Genomic DNA, 19,223 nt, shown 5'->3' with positions numbered 1-19,223 from the left:
CGGCACCGGCGGGCGCCGTGGAAGAATGGAGGGCATGGCCGACAACACTCAGGGCACAGACACGCCCGCACACCAGCCCGTCACCGTTCCCGACAAGCCCGCCCTGGAGGGCCTTGAGCCCCGCCTGGCGAAGCAGTGGAGGGACAACGGGACGTACGCGTTCCGCCGCGACACAACCCGCGCGGAGGTGTACTCGATCGATACTCCGCCGCCGACGGCGTCGGGCTCGCTCCACGTGGGGCACATGTTCTCCTACACCCAGACCGACGTGATGGCGCGCTTCCAGCGCATGCGCGGGAAGAACGTGTTCTACCCGATGGGCTGGGACGACAACGGCCTGCCCACCGAGCGCCGCGTGCAGAACTACTTCGGGGTCCGCTGCGACCCTTCGGTCCCCTACGACCCGGAGTACAACCCGCCGGCCCAGCCCGCCAAGAACCAGCGGGACTTCGACGCCGTCTCGCGGCGCAACTTCATCGAGCTCTGCGAGCAGGTCGCCGTCGAGGACGAAAAGGTCTTCGAGGACCTCTTCAGCACCCTCGGCCTGTCGGTTGACTGGAACCTGACCTACCGCACCATCGACGACACCTCCCGCGCCGTGTCCCAGCGCGCCTTCCTGGCCAACCTCGCCGCCGGGGACGCCTACCTCGCCGAGGCGCCGACCCTGTGGGACGTCACGTTCCGCACCGCGGTTGCCCAGGCCGAGCTCGAGGACCGCGAGCAGCCCGGCGCCTACCACCGCATCGCCTTCCATGCCCCCGACGGGCAGCAGATCCACGTCGAGACGACCCGGCCCGAGCTCCTGCCGGCCTGCGTGGCCCTGGTGGCCCACCCCGACGACGAACGCTACAAGCCGCTCTTCGGCACCACCGTCACCTCTCCCCTGTTCGACGTCGAGGTGGAGATCAAGGCCCACCCGCTGGCCAAGCCCGACAAGGGCAGCGGCATCGCGATGATCTGCACCTTCGGCGACCTCACGGACGTCACCTGGTGGCGCGAACTGCAGTTGCCCACCCGCGCCGTCGTCGGCCGGGACGGACGCATCCGCACCGAGACCCCCGAGTGGATCGCCACCGACCGGGCCCGGGAGAACTACGCGGCCCTGGCCGGCAAGACGATCTTCAGCGCCAAGGAGGCCGTCGTCGAACTGCTGCGCGCCAGTGGTGACCTCGACGGCGAGCCGAAGAAAATCATGCACCCGGTGAACTTCTACGAGAAGGGCGACAAGCCCCTCGAGGTCGTCACCAGCCGCCAGTGGTACATCCGCAACGGCGGGCGCGACGCCGACAAGCGCGAGCGGCTGCTCGCCCGTGGCCGGGAGATCGACTTCCACCCCGCGTTCATGCGCTCCCGCTACGAGAACTGGATCGAGGGCCTCAACGGCGACTGGCTGGTCTCCCGCCAGCGCTTCTTCGGGGTGCCCGTGCCGGTCTGGTACCGCCTGGACGCCGACGGCGAGCCGGATTACGGGAACCCGATCGTTCCCTCCCTCGAGTCCCTGCCGGTGGACCCGGCCGGCGAGCCGGCCCCCGGCTTCGAGGAGAGCGACCGGAACCAGCCGAACGGCTTCATCGGCGACAGCGACGTGCTCGACACCTGGGCGACGTCGTCGCTGACCCCGCAGATCGTCGGCGGCTGGTCGCGGGACGAGGAACTGTTCTCCCGCGTCTTCCCGTTCGACCTGCGCCCGCAGGGCCACGACATCATCCGCACGTGGCTGTTCGCCACCGCCGTGCGGGCCGATGCGCTGCAGGACTCCCCGCCGTGGCGCCACGCGGCGATCTCGGGCTGGATCCTGGACCCGGACCGCAAGAAGATGTCCAAGTCCAAGGGCAATGTCGTGGTCCCCACCGACGTGCTCGAGCAGTTCGGTGCGGACGCGGTGCGGTACTGGGCGGCCTCGGCCAAGCTCGGCGCCGATACCGCCTACGAGATCAACCAGATGAAGATCGGCCGCCGCCTGGCGATCAAGCTGCTCAACGCGTCGAAGTTCGTCCTGAACCTCGGCGCCACCGAGGCCTCGGCCTCCCCCGCGGCCCTGGCCAAGGTCACGCAGCCGCTGGACCTCGCCCTGTTGGCGCAGCTGCGCGAGGTCACGGCGCAGGCGACGGCGGCGTTCGAGAAGTACGACTACGCGCGGGCCCTCCAGCTCACCGAGTCCTTCTTCTGGACCTTCACCGACGACTATGTGGAACTCGTGAAGGACCGCGCCTACGGTGCGGCGGGCGGGGACGGGCAGGAGTCGGTGCTCACCGCCCTTGCCACGACGCTCGATGCGCTGTTGCGGCTGTTCGCGCCGTTCCTGCCGTTCGCCACCGACGAGGTCTGGAGCTGGTGGCGTGAGGGTTCGGTGCACCGCGCGCCGTGGCCCGACGCCGGCGCCCTGCAGGGCCTCGACGGCGCCGATCCGGAACTGTTGACCTCCGTCGCCCTGGCGCTGGGCGGCGTGCGGAAGGCGAAGTCCGAGGCGAAGGTCAAGCAGCGTACCGAGGTGGCCACCGCCGTCGTCACCGCGCCGCCGGCCCGCGTGGCCCACCTGCGGGCGGGCCTGCCGGACCTGCTCGCGGCCGGCAACGCGCGCGACCTCACCCTGGCGGAGGGCGACGGCGACCTCACCGTCTCCGCGGTGGAGCTGGTCCCGGCCGAGGTCTCGCCCGCCGACGCGTAAGCATTTGTAAGGGGCCCAGGCGCCCGCAACGACGAACGGCCCCGCGCAGAGCGCGGGGCCGTTCGTGTGTCTGCCGCCGGGCGGGAGGCGTCGATCCCCTACTCGAAGCTGGGCGCCTCGGTACGGGAGCGCTTGATCTCGAAGAACCCGGGGAACGCGGCAAGCTGCACGGCGGCATCGAAGAGGCGTCCGGCTTCCTCACCACGGGGGATGCGGGTGAGCACCGGGCCGAAGAAGGCCGTGCCGTTGAAGGCGACAACGGGAGTTCCCACCTCATTGCCCACCTTGTCGATGGCACCCTGGTGGGAGGCGCGCAGCCCGGCGTCGAATTCCTCAGTGGAGCCGTAGTCCGCGAGCTCGTCCGGGAGCCCCACCTCCGCGAGGGCTTCCTTGATGACCAGTTCGAAGTCGCGGTTTCCGCCGAGGTGGATCCGGGTGCCCATGGCATCGTAGAGCGGCTTGGTGTACCGGCTGCCGTGCAGCGTCTCGGCCGCGATCAGCACACGCACCGGCGCCCAGGCCGCGTCCATCAGGTCCCGGTAGTCCGCCGGAAGGTCGCGGCCCTCATTCAGCACCGAAAGGCTCATCACATGCCAGTCGATGCTGATGCTGCGGACCTGCTCCACCTCACCCATCCAACGGGAGGTCACCCAAGCGAACGGGCACACCGGGTCGAACCAGAAGTCGGCCTTCTCGGCCAAGGGATTTTGCACGGAGATACTCCTTCGAGGTTGGGATCGAACGTGAGGGGACGGACAGAAAAAACGGTGCCGTGCCCTTCAGGGGCACGGCACCGATGCCGGGTATTTGCGGTTCTGCTACCGCAGGGGGATGGCGACTAGGCGGACTTGGTGCGGCGCTTGGCCACGACGTCGTGCGAAATCAGCGTCGGCTCGGCACGCTTGGCGACGACCTCGGCGGTGATGACCACCGAGGCGACGTCGTCACGGCTCGGCAGGTCGAACATGACCGGCAGCAGCACTTCCTCCATGATGGCCCGGAGCCCGCGGGCACCGGTCCCCCGCTCCAGGGCGAGGTCGGCGATGGCCTCCAGCGCCTTGGGCTCGAAGGACAGGTCGACGCCGTCGAGCAGGAACATTTTCTGGTACTGCTTCAGGAGGGCGTTCTTCGGCTCGGTGAGGATCTGCATGAGCGCCGGCCGGTCGAGGTGGGTCACGGTGGTGATGACCGGAAGCCGCCCGATGAACTCGGGGATCAGGCCGAACTTCAGCAGGTCCTCGGGCATGACGTCGCCGTAGCTGACTTCCTCGTTCTTCAGCGAGCTCAGCGGGGCGCCGAAACCGATGCCCTTCCGGCCGGCCCGCGACCCGATGATCTCCTCGAGGCCCGCGAAGGCTCCCGCGACTATGAACAGCACGTTCGTCGTGTCGATCTGGATGAACTCCTGGTGGGGATGCTTCCGCCCGCCCTGCGGCGGCACCGACGCCACGGTGCCCTCCAGGATCTTCAAAAGCGCCTGCTGCACACCCTCGCCCGACACGTCGCGGGTGATCGAGGGGTTCTCGCTCTTGCGCGAAATCTTATCGATCTCGTCGATGTAGATGATGCCCTGCTCGGCCTTCTTCACGTCGTAGTCGGCGGCCTGGATCAGCTTCAGGAGGATGTTCTCGACGTCCTCCCCGACATAGCCGGCCTCCGTGAGCGCCGTCGCGTCGGCGACGGCGAACGGCACGTTCAGCCGGCGGGCGAGGGTCTGGGCGAGGTAGGTCTTGCCGCAGCCGGTGGGGCCGATCAGCAGGATGTTGGACTTGGCGATCTCCACTTCCTCGGCGCCGGGCGTGCCGGTGAGGGTCCCGGCGGTGCGCGGAGCACTGCCGGACTGGATGCGCTTGTAGTGGTTGTAGACAGCAACAGCCAGGGAGCGCTTCGCCGGCTCCTGGCCCACGACGTATTCCTGCAGGAAGTCGAAGATCTCGCGGGGCTTGGGCAGCTCGAACGTGCCGAGGTCCGCGACCTCCGAAAGCTCCTCCTCGATGATCTCGTTGCACAGATCGATGCACTCATCGCAGATGTAGACCCCGGGGCCGGCAATGAGCTTCCGCACCTGCTTCTGGCTTTTTCCACAGAAAGAGCACTTCAGCAGATCCGCGCTCTCACCAATGCGAGCCATGTGTCAGTCCCCTTACGTGGTACTTGATTGCTGTTTCCACTCTAGGCCACATGATCCCGCTATTCAGTACCAAAATGCCCGTAGTGCCAAACCTGGCACTACGGGCATCCGCGGCAGGACCGGGAACGGCCTGGTGAAGCTACGGCGTGTTGATCATCGGCTGGACCATCTTGCGGGAGGTGAGGACCTCGTCGACGAGACCGTAGGTGACCGCTTCGGCCGCCGTGAGGATCTTGTCGCGCTCGATGTCCCGGTTGACCTGCTCGGTCTCGCGCCCGCTGTGCAGGGCGATGGTGTCCTCGAGCCAGGTGCGCATGCGCATCACCTCGTTGGCCTGGATTTCGAGGTCCGAGGCCTGCCCGCCCTGCCCGCCCGAGAGGGCCGGCTGGTGGATCAGGACGCGGGCGTTCGGCAGCGCCAGGCGCTTGCCGGGTGCGCCGGCGGCGAGCAGGACGGCGGCGGCGCTGGCGGCCTGCCCGAGGCACACCGTCTGCACCTCCGGGCGGATGAACTGCATGGTGTCGTAGATCGCCGTCATTGCGGTGAACGAGCCGCCGGGCGAGTTGATGTACAGCGTGATGTCGCGCTCGGGGTCCGTGGACTCGAGCACGAGCAGCTGCGCCATGATGTCATCGGCGGAGGCGTCGTCGACCTGGGTGCCGAGGAAGATGATGCGGTCCTCGAACAGCTTCGTGTACGGGTCCTGGCGCTTGAAGCCGTAGGGCGTGCGCTCCTCGAACTGGGGCAGGATGTAGCGACTGGAGGGCATCTGGGGTGCCTGCGACCCGGCCGTGGCCGAGAAATTGGTGTTCATGAGGTCTCCTGGTGGAAAGGCTGTGAAAGGTAGGAAACGGCCGCAGGCGTCTAGCCGCGCTGGGTGCCGCCGCCGCCGGAGACGGTGCCGGCGTGGGCCGAGATGTGGTCGAAGAAGCCGTATTCCAGGCCCTCCTGGGCGGTGAACCACTTGTCGCGGTCGTTGTCCTTGAGGATGGTCTCGACGCTCTGTCCGGTCTGCTCGGCGGTCAGCTCGGCCATGACACGCTTCATGTGAAGGATCAGTTCGGCCTGGATGCGGATGTCGGAGGCCGTGCCGCCGATGCCGCCGGAGGGCTGGTGCATGAGGATGCGCGCGTGCGGGGTGGCGTAGCGCTTGCCCTTGGTGCCCGAGGACAGCAGGAACTGGCCCATGGAGGCGGCGAGGCCGGTGGCGACGGTGACGACGTCGTTCGGAATGAACTGCATGGTGTCGTAGATGGCCATGCCGGCGGTCACCGAGCCGCCGGGCGAGTTGATGTAGAGGAAGATGTCCCGATCCGGGTCCTCCGCCGAGAGCAGCAGGAGCTGGGAGCAGATGACGTTCGCGTTGTCGTCCCGCACCTCGGAACCGAGCCAGATAATGCGCTCCTTGAGGAGCCGGTTGAAGATGTAGTCATCGCGTCCGCCCGGATCGGCGGTCGCCATGCTGGGGGTGGTTGGTTCGGTTGCCATTCTCGTTAACCTCTCACTCTGGCGGGCTTCCCCCGTAAGGGGCCGCCCGTCCGTTTGTCTCACATTGGACACTAACCCGGTCCGGCGGGTTTTTGCTCCTGCTCCGGGAACTGTTCGCTGACGGCGCACCAGCGGCGACCCGCCATTCCGGGCCGGATCCGGGGCGCTCCCGGGGACGCAAAAGACGCCGCGGCCCGGGGGCCGCGGCGTCTTCTTTCACGCTGGTGGAGCAGGAATCAGGCGCGCTGCGCGTCGTCGCCCTCGGCCGGAGTGGCCTCGGCGGCGGGCGCGTCCTCGACGGTGTCCTCGACCTCGATGGTCTCGGTGTCGTCGGCGCCGGGACGCACGAAGTCGGTGAGGTCGACGTCGTCGCCGTTGGAGTCGGTGACCTTCGCCAGTTCGAGGACCTTCGCCAGGGCCTTGCGGCGGCGGACCTCTCCGACGATCATCGGCACCTGGCCACTGGAGTCGAGCATCTGGGCGAACTGGTTCGGCTCCATGCCGTACTGGCTGGCGGTGGAGACGATGTAGTCGATCAGTTCGGCCTGGCTGACCGAGACCTCTTCCTTCTCGGCGACGGCGTCGAGGATGATCTCGTTGCGGAAGGCGCGCTCGGTGTTGGTGCGGACCTCGGCGCGGTGCTCTTCGGTGTCGTGGTCCTCACCGGCGTTGCCGGCGTTCTCCGGCTTGAAGTGCTGCTCGAGCTGCTCGTTGATGACGGTCTCGGGGACGGGCACCTCGATCATTTCGACGAGCTTGTCGAGGACCTTGTCGCGGGCCTCGACGCCCTGGTCGACGATCTTGCTCTCGGCGGCGCGCTTGGCGAGGTCCTCGCGCAGCTCGGCCGCGGTGTCGAACTCGCTGGCAAGCTGGGCGAAGTCGTCGTTGACCTCGGGGAGCTCGCGCTCCTTGACGGCCTTGACGGTGACGGTGACCTCGGCGTCCTTGCCGGAGTGCTCGCCGCCGGCGAGCTTCGTGGCGAACGTTGCCGACTCGTCGACGCTGAGGCCGGTGACGGCCTCGTCCATGCCCTCGAGCATGGTGCCCGCGCCGACCTGGTAGGAGAGGTCCTGCGCGGAGTCGACCTCTTCGCCGTCGATCTTGGCGCTGAGGTCGATGGTGAGGAAGTCCCCGTCCTGGGCCGGACGGTCGACGGCGTTGAGCGTGCCGAAGCGGCTGCGGAGCTCGTCCACTGCCTTGTCGACGTCCTCGTCGGAGGCGCTGGCGGCGTCGACGGTGACCTCGATGCCGGAGTAGTCGGGGAGTTCGACCTCGGGGCGGACATCCAGCTCCACGGTGAAGACGAGCTGGCCGTCCTTCTTCGCGGGGTCGGGAACCTCGGTGATCTCGACCTCGGGACGGCTCAGCGGCCGGATCCCGGTCTCCCTGACGGCGTTCTGGTAGAACCCGTCAAGCCCGTCGTTGACGGCGGTCTCGATGACGTAGCCGCGGCCCACGCGCTGGTCGATGAGCTGCTGGGGAACCTTGCCCTTGCGGAACCCGGGAACCTGCACCTGACCGGCGATCGTCTTGTAAGCCGCGTCGATGTTCGGCCTGAGTTCCTCGAAAGGGACCTCGACATTGAGCTTCACCCGCGTGGGGGAAAGGTTTTCGACAGCGCTCTTCACAGCGTAGGACTCCTGAGGTGTTTGGGTATAGTTTCCGTATTGAAAAACGAGGACCCGGTACCCGAAAATACTGGGGTCATCGAAAATACGGAGTCGGGGTGACAGGAGTTGAACCTGCGACTTCCTGCTCCCAAAGCAGGCGCTCTACCAAGCTGAGCTACACCCCGAGAGTGCGAGAGCCAGTCTACGTAACTTTGACCCCCGTTGCACATTTGGCGATTGCGGCCGACCTGTGGTGTAGTTATATGCGTTCCGGAGAGCCCTCGAGGCCCGGAATCCGGGGATGTAGCTTAATGGTAAAGCCTCAGTCTTCCAAACTGATTACGCGGGTTCGATTCCCGTCATCCCCTCGGAAAAGGAACACCCGGACGTCTCGGACGTCCGGGTGTTTTTGCGTCCGCAGCCGGACCGGGCTCAGTCGGGTACGTCCCCGGTGGCCTCGTAGTCCGCGATCTTCGCGATGCGGCGCACGTGGCGGGCGTCGTTGCTGAACGGTTCGGCGAGGAACGCCTCGATGATGGTGGTCGCCTCCTCCACGGAGTGCTGGCGGCCGCCGACGGCGATGACGTTCGCGTCGTTGTGGTTGCGGGCCAGGCGGGCCGTGTCGAGGTTCCAGGCCAGGGCCGCGCGGACGCCGCGCACCTTGTTCGCGGCGATCTGTTCGCCGTTGCCGGATCCGCCCAGGACGATGCCGAGCGCCTCCACTCCGGCGGCCTGGTCGGCGACGACTGCCAGGCCGGCGCGGATGCAGAAACCGGGGTAGTCGTCCTCCGGATCGTACTCGGTGGGGCCGTGGTCGACCACGTCGTAGCCGGCGGCGCCGAGGTGGCTGGCAAGGTGGGCGCTGAGCTCCAACCCTGCATGATCGGTAGCGAGGTGGACACGCATGAGCAATCCGTTCGGTCGGGGTTATTGCGTCTCCAGCCTACTGCTCCGGCGCCGCGGCCTCCGCTCCCCCGGGCGGCGTGCACCGCCCTCCCCGAAGGCACCCCGCTTCCCCGGTGGGCCGCGTCCCGGAACCGCCCAAGGGAGGTGCTTAAAGGGAAAAAGTGAGAGAATACGAAACGCTGCGCAGGGCGATCCCGACGCGGCGTCCCTGTTCCCCACCCTGGAGGCGACCCTTGCCCGGTATGAACCTGACGCGCAGCGAAGCCAGCGTCCGCTCCGAACTCCTGCAAGTCCACTCGTACGACATCAACCTGGACCTGATGCGCGGGGAGCGCGTGTTCGGCTCGAGGACGGTCATCCGCTTCGACGCGGTCCAGGGCGCCTCGACCTTCATCGACGCGGTGACCGATACGGTGCACCGGGTGACCCTCAACGGCGTGGAGCTGGATCCGGCCGCGGTCGCCGACGGGCACCGCATCGCCCTGCCGGACCTCGCGGCCTCGAACGAACTCGTCGTCGACGCCGACATGCTCTACATGAACACCGGGGAAGGACTCCACCGCTTCGTGGACCCCGTGGACGGGGAGGTCTACCTCTATACCCAGTTCGAGGTGCCCGACTCCCGGCGCGTCTTCGCCGTATTCGAGCAGCCCGACCTGAAGTCGACCTTCCGGTTCACCGTCACGGCGCCGTCGCACTGGGACGTCATCTCCAACTCCCCGACCCCCGAGCCGGTCGCCGCCGCCGCTGCCGGCGAGGAGCCGGCACGCTCCACCTGGTCCTTCGAGCCCACGCCGGTGATGTCCTCCTACGTCACCGCCCTGATCGCCGGGCCCTACCAGGCGGTGCGCAGCGAACTCACCAGCGCGGACGGGCGCACCATCCCCCTCGGCGTCTTCGCCCGCAGGTCCCTCATGCAGCACCTGGACGCCGAGAACATCTTTCAGCTCACCCGCCAGGGCTTCGAGTTCTACGAGAAGCAGTTCGGCACCCCCTACCCGTTCGAGAAGTACGACCAGCTGTTCGTCCCCGAGTTCAACGCCGGGGCGATGGAAAACGCGGGCGCCGTGACGTTCGTGGAAACCTACGTCTTCCGCTCCCGCGTCCCCGAGGCCACCGTGGAGCGCCGGGCCATCACGATCCTCCACGAACTGGCCCACATGTGGTTCGGCGACCTCGTCACCATGAAGTGGTGGAACGACCTGTGGCTCAACGAGTCCTTCGCCGAGTACATGTCGACCCTGGCCGCGGCCGAGGCGACCGAGTTCACCCAGTCCTGGACCACGTTCGCCTCGCTGGAGAAGTCCTGGGCCTACCGCCAGGACCAGCTTCCCTCCACCCACCCGATCGTCGCCGAGATCAAGGACCTCGACGACGTCCAGGTGAACTTCGACGGCATTACCTACGCCAAGGGCGCCTCGGTGCTCAAGCAGCTTGTCGCCTGGGTGGGGCAGGAGAAGTTCATGGAGGGTGTGCGCGAGTACTTCTCGCGGCACTCCTGGAAGAACACCGAACTGAAGGACCTGCTCGTCGAGCTCGAGAAGGCAAGCGGGCGCGACCTCACCCAGTGGTCCGCGCAGTGGCTCGAGACCGCGGGCGTGAACACCCTGCGCCCCGAGCTCACCGTCGACGACGACGGCGTGATCACCGCGTTCGCCATCGAGCAGTCCGCCCCGGAGGACTACCCCACCATCCGCCCCCACCGCCTCGCCGTCGGGTTCTACGACCTCGATGCAGAGGGCCGGCTCGTCCGGGTGGCCCGCATGGAGCTCGACGTCGACGGCGAACGCACCGAGGTGCCCGAGGCCGTGGGACAGCGCCGGCCGGCCCTCGTGCTGCTGAACGACGACGACCTCGCCTACGCCAAGATCCGCCTCGACCCGGCCTCGCTGCGCACCTCCATCCGGCACCTGCGGAACTTCGCCGACTCACTGCCCCGCACCCTCGTCTGGGGCTCGGCGTGGGACGCGGCGCGCGACGGCGAGACGCCGGCACGGAACTACGTCGAGCTGATCATGCAGAACATCGGCGAGGAATCCGACTCCTCGGTGGTCCTGGTCCTGCTCCGCCAGCTCGCCGCCACCCTCACGTTCTACGTCAACCCCGGGGACCGGCAGGCGATGACCGACGCCGTGGCGGACAGCCTGCTCGAGCTCGCCCAGGCCGCCGGGGCCGGTTCGGACTCGCAGCTTCAGTTCATCAAGGCGTTCGCCGCACATGCCCGCACCGAGGCGCAGCTGGACGTGGTGGAGGCGATCCTGACCGGCACCACGGTCCCCGAAGGACTCGCGGTGGACTCCGACCTGCGCTGGGAGCTGCTCACCTCGCTCGTCGCGGGCGGCCGGTACGGGCAGGAGCAGATCGACGCCGAACTCGCCGCCGACTCCACGGCCACCGGGCAGCTCGCCGCGGCCCAGGCGCGCGCCGCGGTGCCCACCGCCGAGGCCAAGGCCGACACCTGGAGCGCCATCGTCGAGCGCGGCGACCTGCCCAATGCCGCCCAGCGCTCGGCCATCCTCGGCTTCAGCCGGGTCCACGACACCGCGCTGCTCGAGCCGTACGCCGCGAAGTACTTCGAGTCCGTGCGGGAGGTCTGGGACTCGCGCACCTACGAGATCGCCCAGCAGATCGTCGTCGGCCTGTATCCCTCCCGGCTCGTTTCCCAGGAGACCCTGGACCGGACCGATGCGTTCCTCGCCGAGCTCGGGGACTCGATTCCGTCGCTGCGGCGCCTGATCCTCGAAAACCGTGACGGCGTCCAGCGGGCGCTGCGGGCCCAGGCCGTGGACAAGTAGACGATGAACCTTTCCGAGCACACGTACAACGTCTCAGTGAGGTGGACGGGGAACCTCGGCACCGGCACCTCGGGCTACCGGGAGTACAGCCGCGAGAACGAGGTGACCGCCGCCGGTCCGCCGCTCCTGCCGGGCACCGCGGACCCGACCTTCCACGGGCAGAAGGACCGGTGGAACCCGGAGCAGCTCCTCCTGGCCGCCCTGTCCCAGTGCCACCTGCTGTCCTTCCTGCATGTTGCGGTGAAGGCAGGGGTAGTGGTCAACACCTACGACGACGACGCCGAGGGTTTGATGCGGCTCAACCGTGACGGCACCGGCGAATTCACGCGGGTGGTTCTTCGTCCGCGGGTGACGGTCGCCTCACCGGAGGGCCTCGAAAAGGCCGCCGAACTTCACGCCCAGGCCGCCGCGACGTGCTTCATCGCCCGTTCGGTGAACTTCCCGGTCGACCACGAGCCCGTCACGGTCCTGGCGGACCCGGCGGTAGCCTAGTAAGAGCAGCGCCGCCGGGTCCCCGCACCGGGCGGGAGTGCGACCCGCGGCATCCACGAAGGAAGCAGTTAACACCGGCATGGATCTTTTTCCGGAGCTTGGCTACGGCGGGCGCGTCATTGGCGCGGCCGTCATCCTGATCGCCGCCCTCATCCTGTGGCTCATCGTCCGCTACCTGGTGCACCGTTCGGTGACCCGGGTCCAGAACGGGTACAGCGTCTTCAAGAAGCCCCACTTCCGGTGGGCTCAGCCCGTGCTGCGCTCGCTCGACACAGGCCGCCGCAGCCAGCGCGCCGAAACCATCGGCGGGCTCCTCACCAGCGTCGCCGCGGTGAGCCTGGCCGTGGTGGCCATCATGATGGCGCTCCAGGAACTGGGCCTCAACATCGGCCCCATCCTGGCCAGCGTCGGCATCGTCGGCATTGCCATCGGTTTCGGTGCCCGCGAGGTGATCCGGGACGCGTTCCTCGGCTTCTTCATCACCATCGAGGACCAGTACGGGATCGGGGACACCATCGAGATCGGTGAAACCGTGGGGGTGGTGCAGTCCCTCGGGCTGCGCGTCACCCGCATGGTCGATGAGAACGGTGCCATCTGGTACGTGCGCAACGGTGACATCACTAAGGTGGGCAACCGCTCGCAGGGCAACTACATCGAGCCCGCACCGGCCGATCAGCCCGAGACAGCAGGAGACAAGCCATGACCGAGCCCGAACCGATGCTGCAGGAAACCATCCCGCTGACCCCGGGACGGCCGTCCCTGCCGGCGGACCGGGTGATCAAGGTCGGGCAGGGCTTCACCCAGCCCGACTACAACTTCTATGAGGCGGTCGGCGGCCACCCCACCTTCGTGAAGCTCATCGATGTCTTCTACGACGGGGTGGCCCGGGATGAGATCCTGCGGCCGATGTACCCGGAGGAGGACCTCGGGCCGGCCAAGGATCGCCTGCTGCTGTTCCTCGAGCAGTACTGGGGCGGACCGAAGACCTACGGTGAACAGCGCGGGCACCCGAGGCTGCGCATGCGCCACATCCCCTTCCAGGTCACCCCGAAGGCCCGGGACGCGTGGCTCCGCTGCATGCGCACCGCCGTCGACTCGCTCGACCTCGCACCCCTCCACGAGGCGACCCTGTGGGACTACTTGGACCGCGCCGCGCAGTCGATGGTGAACGCCGCCGACCCGGCCTGAACGCCCTGGCGACTCCGGAGCCCGGCACCCCGCGGGGTGCCGGGCTCCGTCCATCTGTGGGCCGGTCTCACCGAGGACGCACTGATCACCGGCGACCCGGCCCGGAGGGGGTCATTCCTGCGTCGTCGACGGAGGCCCCCGCCCCGCCTTAGAGCACCGCGGCGGCGCGGACCAGCACGTGCCCCCGGGTCGTGCTCAGCCGGGTCCAGCGGCCATTGGTGAACAGTGAGGGGGCTTCGCCGTCCACGAGGAACCCCAGGGCGAAGGCGCCGAATGCGGCTCCGGCCGGCAGGCCGGCCGGTGCTTCCGGGATCGCCCTCCCCCACACGGTGCCCCGCCGGTTGTTGACCAGAAGTGCTCCCGCGCCAGTGGGCAGGCTGCCGGCGACGTCGGCGATGCCGGCCCTCGCCGCCTCTTCGAGTGCCACCGTGGCAAGGCTGCCCGCGGGCTGCCAGCCCGAACGGGGCGGAAGCACCCCGGCCCAGTTCTGCCGCACGGTCGCCGTCGGAACCGCGAAGACGACGTCGTCGCGCATGCGGGCCAGGCGGTCGGAGACCGAGGCCAGCGCGACCGTCGTGTCGAGTTGGGCGGGCTCCGCCAGGTGCATCGTGCGCAGTCCGAGCACGGTGGGGATCGCCTCACCGAGCACCGCGGGGCGGAGCATGCACACATAAGCCGCGAGCACCGTGCCGGAGGCCTGCAGGCGCACTGCGCCGTCGTCCGTGGCACGGGCCCGCGCCGTGAAGGTGCGCAGGTCCGCGGAGACCTGGGCGTCGGGGAAGACCAGGTGCGTTGCCTCGGCTGCTGCGGTCATGGCCGGGCCGCCCGTCCGGCGGAGGACCCGGCGAAGCGGACCGCGCGGGAACGTCCGGTGGATCCATTGCCGCCGGAGCGCGGCCGGGGTGGGACTTCAGGGGTGCGGGGCATGAACCCATCTTCTCAAACCCGCCGCCTGCGGACCATTCGGAGGGAGCGCACCGCCGGGCGGCGCCGGGCCCGCCGCCTTGAGGCGCGTGTACCGGTGCGTCTAATGTCAGCAGTAGGCCCGGAAGCCTGCGTCAGGGATCCGGAGAACGCTACCGCCCCGAGGAGACCCACGCCCCATGGCCGCCGAGCCCCGCACCGACCCCACCCTCTCGCTGCTGTCCCTGCTCGATCTGAGCAGCGCCGACGGCGCCCAGACCGACGAAGACATCTTTGTCGGCACCTCGGCGCCCCAGCCGGGCAAGCGGGTGTTCGGCGGCCAGGTACTCGGCCAGTCGCTCGTGGCGGCGATCCGCACCGTGGAGCCCACCCGCGAGGTGCATTCGATGCACGCCTATTTCCTGCGCGCCGGCGATGCCGACCTGCCGATCACCTTCGGGGTGCAGCGGCTGCGGGACGGCCGGTCCTTCTCGGCCCGGCGGACCCACGCCTACCAGGACGGCGTGCCGATCCTCTCCATGATCGCCTCCTTCCAGGAGCCCGACGAGGGCCTGACCCACCAGGACCCGATGCCCTCGGGCGTGCCGGATCCCGAATCGCTGCCCAGCACCGCCGACCTGCTCGGGGGCTTCGACCACCCGGTGGCCCGGGCCTGGGCCTTCGACCGGCCGTTCGATGTCCGCCACCTCGACTCCCCGCTCTACATCAGCAACGACGGGGTGCGGGAGCCGCGCAACGCGGTCTGGATGAAGACCTTCGGCCCCATGCCCGACGACGACGGGCTGCACCGGGCCGCCCTCGCCTACGCCAGCGACTACACCCTGCTCGAACCCATCCTGAGGCCGCACGGGCTGAGCTGGATCCAGCCGGGCATGAGCGTGGCAAGCCTCGATCACGCGATGTGGTGGCACCGCCCGGTCCGGGTGGACGAGTGGCTGCTGTACGTGCAGAGCTCCCCCAGCGCCTCCGGCGCCCGCGGGCTCGCGGCGGGGAAAATCTACAACCGGGCCGGAGACCTGGTGGCCAGCGTGGCGCAGGAGGGCATGGTCCGGATCCCCCGGGAGGGCTGAGCGCAGGGCGCACTGCTGGGGCTCTGCGCCGCCGCGGTCGGGATGGCAGACGCCGTCGAAGCCCGGAGGCACTCCCCCAACGCAGGAGGACACGGACCGAACGGTCCGTGTCCTCCTGCGTTTCACCGGCGGGAACGACCGCCGGCTGCGGCTCAGCCGCGGGTGAGGCGGCGGTGGGTAACGCGGTGCGGCTTGGCCGCGTCCGGGCCCAGGCGCTCGATCTTGTTCTCCTCGTAGGCGTCGAAGTTCCCCTCGAACCAGTACCACTTGTCCGGTTCGGCTTCGGTGCCTTCGTAGGAGAGGATGTGGGTCGCGACCCGGTCAAGGAACCACCGGTCGTGCGAGACGACGACGGCGCAGCCCGGGAATTCGAGCAGTGCGTTTTCGAGGCTTGAGAGGGTCTCGACGTCGAGGTCGTTGGTGGGCTCATCGAGCAGCAGCAGGTTGCCGCCCTGCTTGAGGGTCATCGCGAGGTTCAGCCGGTTGCGCTCACCACCGGAGAGCACCCCGGCCTTCTTCTGCTGGTCCGGACCCTTGAAGCCGAACGCCGAGACGTAGGCCCGTGACGGCATTTCGACCTGGCCGACCTGGATGAAGTCGTGCCCGCCCGAAACGACCTCCCACAGGGTCTTGTTCGGGTCGATACCGCCACGCGACTGGTCCACATAGGAGATCTTGACCGAGTCACCGATACGCAGCTCGCCGTCATCGAGGGGTTCGAGTCCGACGATGGTCTTGAACAGCGTGGTCTTGCCCACGCCGTTGGGGCCGATGACGCCCACGATCCCGTTGCGGGGCAGCGAGAAGGACAGCCCATCGATGAGCACGCGCTCGTCGAAGCCCTTGCGCAGCTTCTTGGCCTCGATGACCTGGCTGCCCAGGCGCGGTCCCGGCGGAATCTGGATCTCTTCGAAATCAAGCTTCCGGGTCCGCTCGGCCTCGGCCGCCATCTCCTCGTAGCGGTTCAGGCGCGCCTTGGACTTGGTCTGGCGGCCCTTCGCGTTCGAGCGCACCCACTCAAGTTCCTCGGTGAGGCGCTTGGAGAGCTTCGCGTCCTTCTTGCCCTGGACCTCAAGGCGGGCACGCTTCTTCTCCAGGTAGGTGGAGTAGTTGCCCTCGTAGGGGTACAGGTGGCCACGGTCGACCTCGGCGATCCATTCGGCGACGTGGTCGAGGAAGTACCGGTCGTGGGTGACGGCCAGCACGGCGCCCTGGTAGGCGGAGAGATGCTGCTCGAGCCACAGCACGCTTTCGGCGTCGAGGTGGTTGGTGGGCTCATCGAGCAGCAGCAGGTCCGGCTTCTGCAGCAGCAGCTTGCACAGGGCCACGCGGCGGCGCTCACCACCGGAGAGCACCGAGACGTCGGCGTCCGGCGGCGGGCAGCGCAGGGCGTCCATGGCCTGCTCGAGCTGGGAGTCGAGGTCCCACGCGTCGGCGGCGTCGATCGCTTCCTGCAGCTGGCCCATTTCGCCCAGCAGCGTGTCGTAGTCGGCGTCGGGGTTCGCCAGTTCCTCGGAGATCTCGTTGAAGCGCTGGATCTTGCCATAGATCTCCGCCACGCCCTCCTGGACGTTGCCGAGGACCGTCTTCTCCTCGTTCAGCGGGGGCTCCTGCAGGAGGATCCCGACGGTGTACCCGGGGCTCAGGCGGGCTTCACCGTTGGAGGGGGTGTCCAGGCCGGCCATGATCTTGAGGATGGTGGACTTACCGGCACCGTTCGGGCCGACCACGCCGATCTTTGCGCCGGGGAAGAAGGACATGCTCACGTCGTCGAGGATCACTTTGTCGCCGACGGCCTTGCGTGCCTTGGTCATTGTGTAGATAAATTCCGCCATACCGTCAAGGCTAGTGCGTGGCAGGGCATAACTCATATTCCGCCGAAGGACAATCCACCCGCTGTCAGAAGGCGGCACCGGCCGTCGCCGCGGCCCTCCCGTCGTCGTCCGCCCGATCGGCCCCCGCTCCTTCCTGCACTTCCCCGTCCCCGACGGACTCCTCGGCTCCGGTTCCCCCGGCCTCATCGAGGAGCTGTCCGGTGACGGGATCCACGCCCTCCGGCACCGCGGCCTCCGGCCCGGCCTCCGGCCCGCTGCCGGTCTCGATCCCGGCCTCCTCCGCCCGCTCCACCTTGTCGGCGGTGCTCCGCCGGAACGCGGCGGTCCCCCACATCAGGTCGTGGCCCACCGCATCGGCGTCGATTTCCACCGAGGTCCCGGAACGGCCGTCCTCCTTGGACCAGGGGCGGACCTTCAGCCTCCCGACGACGACAATCCGGTCGCCCTTCTTCAGGCTCACCGATCCATTCGTCGCGAGCTGGCGGAACATCGAGACCGAGTACCAGTTGGTATGCCCGTCGGTCCAGGCACCGGCCGCCCGGTCGAAGCGGCGTTCGGTCGAACACATTCGAAACCCTGCGATCGGCAGTCCGCTGGGGGTGAGCGTCAGCCGCACCTCCGTGGCAACGTAACCCCGCACCGTGATCATCTCGCTCATTGCTTTTCCTTCCGCACCGGATCCTCCCACCGGCCCCTTGCCGGCCCTCGTCCAAGTCTCGGGCCGCGGGAAACGCCGCGGCCCGCACAGACCACGTATGTGGACATCATCCGGGCGTGGACCTCCTCCAATACCGGGTCCCCGCGCACGCGGTCCGGGCGGGCGGGCGCTAGCATGGGGACACATTCGAGCTGAAAGGGGACCCCATGGCCGGACGCACGAGCTCATCCGGAATCCTTCCCGCTGCGGGCGCTGCCGCGGCACTGGTGCTGCTCACCGCCGGAGCCACACTCAAGCGGTGGCGGACCCGCCGAGCTGTCCGCGTGGACTCCGCCTCCCTGCCGGCTGGCACCGCGGACACCGCCGGCACCGCCCAGCGCACCATCGGTATCCTCTCGGACTCCCACGCGAACGGGAAGAACTCCTGGTGGCGCCAGACGGTCGTGGCCGGCACGGTGCCCGGGCTGCGGCTCGGCGCGTTCGAGTCCCATCCCGGGGCGCAGACGGTGGCCCTCGTGGACCGGCTGGACGCTGCCACCCGGGAGGCCGACCTCGTCGTGGTGCAGGCCGGAACGAACGACATCCTGCGGGGACGGTCCCCGCAGCAGGCGGCCGGGGGCGTGCGCGCGCTCTGGGACGGCATCGCCGCCCGGGGCGCCTTCCCCGTCGCCGCGCTCGTGCCGCCGTCGCAGACCCGGCCGGCCCTCGCCATCGAGCTGAACCGGCTCATTACGGCCGCGGCCGAAGAGCGCGGCCTCCCACTTGTCGACGTCTACACGCCCGTGGCGGCGGACGACGGTTCGTGGGCGCCCGGACTGAGCAACGATGGCATCCATTCCAACCGGAAGGGATCGGACCTGATGGCGGAGGCCGCCCGGGGGCAGCTCGCGGCGCTGCCGGAGTGGACACCCGCCGCGCCGCGCTGACGAAGCACTCCGCCGCCGTCACCGGGGTGCGTTCGCTGCAGGAATCAAGCCATGGCAATCGATAAGGTCCAACTCTTCTCCATCCCCGTCTCCGACCAGGACCGGGCCCGCGACTTCTACGTTGACGTGCTCGGGCTTGAGCTCGTGGCGGATACCCGAATGGGACCGGACATGCGGTGGGTGATGGTCTCACCGGCCGGGGCGCAGACGGCAATGACACTGGTCACGTGGTTCCCCTCGATGCCCCCGGGCTCGATGAAGGGAATCGTCCTGGAGACCGGCGACCTCGAGGGCGACGTCGAGCGTTTCCGGGCCGGCGGCGTCGCCATCCCCGAAGGGATCCAGGACGCGCCGTGGGGCAGGTTCGCCCAGTTCGACGACCCCGACGGCAACGGGATCGTGCTGCAGGCCACCGCGCGGTAGGGCCCGGGCCGGATTCCGGCCCGGTGGGTTCCGGTTTAACGAAAAGCGGGCCAAAAAGGAGGAAAGCACAGGAGGGGCGGGTTTGGGGTGCCCCCCGAAGGAGTCGCAA

The 19,223-nt window shown here is 68.5% G+C and carries 17 protein-coding genes and 2 tRNA genes; 9 read left to right on the top strand and 10 right to left on the bottom strand.

All coding sequences use genetic code 11. From position 1 onward, the window contains the following. Nucleotides 1-34 precede the first annotated feature (34 nt). A complete protein-coding gene (valS, locus tag ACX80W_RS15345; protein ID WP_459284788.1) occupies nucleotides 35-2,668 on the top strand; it encodes a valine--tRNA ligase in 2,634 nt (877 codons plus the stop codon). A 98-nt stretch (nucleotides 2,669-2,766) separates the two neighbouring features. Here valS and ACX80W_RS15340 read toward each other — a convergent pair whose 3' ends face one another. The 6 genes from ACX80W_RS15340 to ACX80W_RS15315 form a co-directional block, all read right to left on the bottom strand. Further along, a complete protein-coding gene (locus ACX80W_RS15340) occupies nucleotides 2,767-3,381 on the bottom strand; it encodes a mycothiol-dependent nitroreductase Rv2466c family protein (protein WP_459284786.1) in 615 nt (204 codons plus the stop codon). A 125-nt stretch (nucleotides 3,382-3,506) separates the two neighbouring features. Beyond that, complete coding sequence (gene clpX, locus ACX80W_RS15335) at nucleotides 3,507-4,799, bottom strand: ATP-dependent Clp protease ATP-binding subunit ClpX (RefSeq protein WP_459284784.1); 1,293 nt, start codon at nucleotides 4,797-4,799, stop codon at nucleotides 3,507-3,509. Between the two features lie 139 nt (nucleotides 4,800-4,938). Then, a complete protein-coding gene (locus ACX80W_RS15330; RefSeq protein ID WP_459284782.1) occupies nucleotides 4,939-5,613 on the bottom strand; it encodes an ATP-dependent Clp protease proteolytic subunit in 675 nt (224 codons plus the stop codon). A 50-nt stretch (nucleotides 5,614-5,663) separates the two neighbouring features. Next, entirely contained in the window at nucleotides 5,664-6,260 is a 597-nt protein-coding gene (locus ACX80W_RS15325) for an ATP-dependent Clp protease proteolytic subunit (protein WP_459284816.1), read from the bottom strand. Between the two features lie 263 nt (nucleotides 6,261-6,523). Further along, nucleotides 6,524-7,915: a trigger factor gene (gene tig, locus ACX80W_RS15320; RefSeq protein WP_459284780.1), complete on the bottom strand. Its 1,392-nt coding sequence runs from the start codon at nucleotides 7,913-7,915 to the stop codon at nucleotides 6,524-6,526. 93 nt (nucleotides 7,916-8,008) lie between these two features. Continuing rightward, nucleotides 8,009-8,082, bottom strand: a tRNA-Pro gene (locus tag ACX80W_RS15315). Nucleotides 8,083-8,194: 112 nt separating this feature from the next. Here ACX80W_RS15315 and ACX80W_RS15310 point away from each other — a divergent pair. Next, a tRNA-Gly gene (locus tag ACX80W_RS15310) sits at nucleotides 8,195-8,265 on the top strand. Nucleotides 8,266-8,329: 64 nt separating this feature from the next. On the opposite strand, the gene ACX80W_RS15305 is transcribed toward ACX80W_RS15310, so the two are convergent. Then, a complete protein-coding gene (locus ACX80W_RS15305) occupies nucleotides 8,330-8,803 on the bottom strand; it encodes a ribose-5-phosphate isomerase (protein ID WP_459284778.1) in 474 nt (157 codons plus the stop codon). A gap of 242 nt (nucleotides 8,804-9,045) precedes the next feature. On the opposite strand from ACX80W_RS15305, the gene pepN reads away from it, so the two are divergent. The 4 genes from pepN (at nucleotide 9,046) to ACX80W_RS15285 (ending at nucleotide 13,278) form a co-directional block, all read left to right on the top strand. Further along, a complete protein-coding gene (gene pepN, locus ACX80W_RS15300; protein WP_459284776.1) occupies nucleotides 9,046-11,598 on the top strand; it encodes an aminopeptidase N in 2,553 nt (850 codons plus the stop codon). Nucleotides 11,599-11,601: 3 nt separating this feature from the next. Continuing rightward, nucleotides 11,602-12,090, top strand: a complete 489-nt coding sequence (locus ACX80W_RS15295) for an OsmC family protein (protein ID WP_459284774.1) — start codon at nucleotides 11,602-11,604, stop codon at nucleotides 12,088-12,090. 79 nt (nucleotides 12,091-12,169) lie between these two features. Then, the gene (locus tag ACX80W_RS15290; protein ID WP_459284772.1) at nucleotides 12,170-12,793 is read left to right on the top strand and encodes a mechanosensitive ion channel family protein; all 624 of its coding nucleotides are present in this window, start codon (nucleotides 12,170-12,172) and stop codon (nucleotides 12,791-12,793) included. Continuing rightward, the gene (locus ACX80W_RS15285) at nucleotides 12,790-13,278 is read left to right on the top strand and encodes a globin (protein ID WP_459284770.1); all 489 of its coding nucleotides are present in this window, start codon (nucleotides 12,790-12,792) and stop codon (nucleotides 13,276-13,278) included. The genes ACX80W_RS15290 and ACX80W_RS15285 overlap by 4 nt, the downstream gene beginning before the upstream one ends. 148 nt (nucleotides 13,279-13,426) lie before the next feature. Here the strand turns inward: ACX80W_RS15285 and ACX80W_RS15280 are convergent, their stop codons facing one another. Continuing rightward, on the bottom strand, nucleotides 13,427-14,092 hold the full coding sequence (locus ACX80W_RS15280; protein ID WP_459284768.1) for a DUF8185 domain-containing protein: 666 nt from the start codon (nucleotides 14,090-14,092) through the stop codon (nucleotides 13,427-13,429). A gap of 289 nt (nucleotides 14,093-14,381) precedes the next feature. On the opposite strand from ACX80W_RS15280, the gene ACX80W_RS15275 reads away from it, so the two are divergent. Next, nucleotides 14,382-15,272 carry an acyl-CoA thioesterase gene (locus ACX80W_RS15275; RefSeq protein ID WP_459284766.1) on the top strand — a complete coding sequence of 297 codons (891 nt, stop codon included), beginning with the start codon at nucleotides 14,382-14,384 and terminating at the stop codon, nucleotides 15,270-15,272. Between the two features lie 152 nt (nucleotides 15,273-15,424). On the opposite strand, the gene ettA is transcribed toward ACX80W_RS15275, so the two are convergent. Together ettA and ACX80W_RS15265 are read right to left on the bottom strand one after the other, a co-directional pair. Further along, nucleotides 15,425-17,107 (bottom strand): energy-dependent translational throttle protein EttA, encoded by a 1,683-nt coding sequence (gene ettA / locus ACX80W_RS15270; protein WP_459284764.1) that lies wholly within the window; start codon nucleotides 17,105-17,107, stop codon nucleotides 15,425-15,427. A 64-nt stretch (nucleotides 17,108-17,171) separates the two neighbouring features. Then, nucleotides 17,172-17,765 carry a single-stranded DNA-binding protein gene (locus ACX80W_RS15265; protein ID WP_459284762.1) on the bottom strand — a complete coding sequence of 198 codons (594 nt, stop codon included), beginning with the start codon at nucleotides 17,763-17,765 and terminating at the stop codon, nucleotides 17,172-17,174. 206 nt (nucleotides 17,766-17,971) lie between these two features. Between ACX80W_RS15265 and ACX80W_RS15260 the strand changes: the two genes are divergently transcribed. Together ACX80W_RS15260 and ACX80W_RS15255 are read left to right on the top strand one after the other, a co-directional pair. Further along, a complete protein-coding gene (locus ACX80W_RS15260; protein WP_459284760.1) occupies nucleotides 17,972-18,691 on the top strand; it encodes an SGNH/GDSL hydrolase family protein in 720 nt (239 codons plus the stop codon). A gap of 51 nt (nucleotides 18,692-18,742) precedes the next feature. Beyond that, nucleotides 18,743-19,114: a VOC family protein gene (locus tag ACX80W_RS15255; protein ID WP_459284759.1), complete on the top strand. Its 372-nt coding sequence runs from the start codon at nucleotides 18,743-18,745 to the stop codon at nucleotides 19,112-19,114. The last annotated feature ends 109 nt before the right edge of the window (nucleotides 19,115-19,223 follow it).

Source organism: Arthrobacter melezitosi (genome assembly GCF_054511055.1).
This window is presented reverse-complemented; position numbering and strand designations above follow the sequence as displayed.

Bases quoted from the DNA above. Each gene is read 5' to 3' on its own strand.
- valS (WP_459284788.1), top strand. From the start codon at position 35: ATGGCCGACAACACTCAGGGCACAGACACGCCCGCACACCAGCCCGTC.
- clpX (WP_459284784.1), bottom strand. From the start codon at position 4,799: ATGGCTCGCATTGGTGAGAGCGCGGATCTGCTGAAGTGCTCTTTCTGT.
- ACX80W_RS15330 (WP_459284782.1), bottom strand. From the start codon at position 5,613: ATGAACACCAATTTCTCGGCCACGGCCGGGTCGCAGGCACCCCAGATG.
- ACX80W_RS15325 (WP_459284816.1), bottom strand. From the start codon at position 6,260: ATGGCGACCGCCGATCCGGGCGGACGCGATGACTACATCTTCAACCGG.
- ACX80W_RS15305 (WP_459284778.1), bottom strand. From the start codon at position 8,803: ATGCGTGTCCACCTCGCTACCGATCATGCAGGGTTGGAGCTCAGCGCC.
- pepN (WP_459284776.1), top strand. From the start codon at position 9,046: ATGAACCTGACGCGCAGCGAAGCCAGCGTCCGCTCCGAACTCCTGCAA.
- ACX80W_RS15295 (WP_459284774.1), top strand. From the start codon at position 11,602: ATGAACCTTTCCGAGCACACGTACAACGTCTCAGTGAGGTGGACGGGG.
- ACX80W_RS15290 (WP_459284772.1), top strand. From the start codon at position 12,170: ATGGATCTTTTTCCGGAGCTTGGCTACGGCGGGCGCGTCATTGGCGCG.
- ACX80W_RS15285 (WP_459284770.1), top strand. From the start codon at position 12,790: ATGACCGAGCCCGAACCGATGCTGCAGGAAACCATCCCGCTGACCCCG.
- ACX80W_RS15280 (WP_459284768.1), bottom strand. From the start codon at position 14,092: ATGACCGCAGCAGCCGAGGCAACGCACCTGGTCTTCCCCGACGCCCAG.
- ACX80W_RS15275 (WP_459284766.1), top strand. From the start codon at position 14,382: ATGGCCGCCGAGCCCCGCACCGACCCCACCCTCTCGCTGCTGTCCCTG.
- ettA (WP_459284764.1), bottom strand. From the start codon at position 17,107: ATGGCGGAATTTATCTACACAATGACCAAGGCACGCAAGGCCGTCGGC.
- ACX80W_RS15265 (WP_459284762.1), bottom strand. From the start codon at position 17,765: ATGAGCGAGATGATCACGGTGCGGGGTTACGTTGCCACGGAGGTGCGG.
- ACX80W_RS15260 (WP_459284760.1), top strand. From the start codon at position 17,972: ATGGCCGGACGCACGAGCTCATCCGGAATCCTTCCCGCTGCGGGCGCT.
- ACX80W_RS15255 (WP_459284759.1), top strand. From the start codon at position 18,743: ATGGCAATCGATAAGGTCCAACTCTTCTCCATCCCCGTCTCCGACCAG.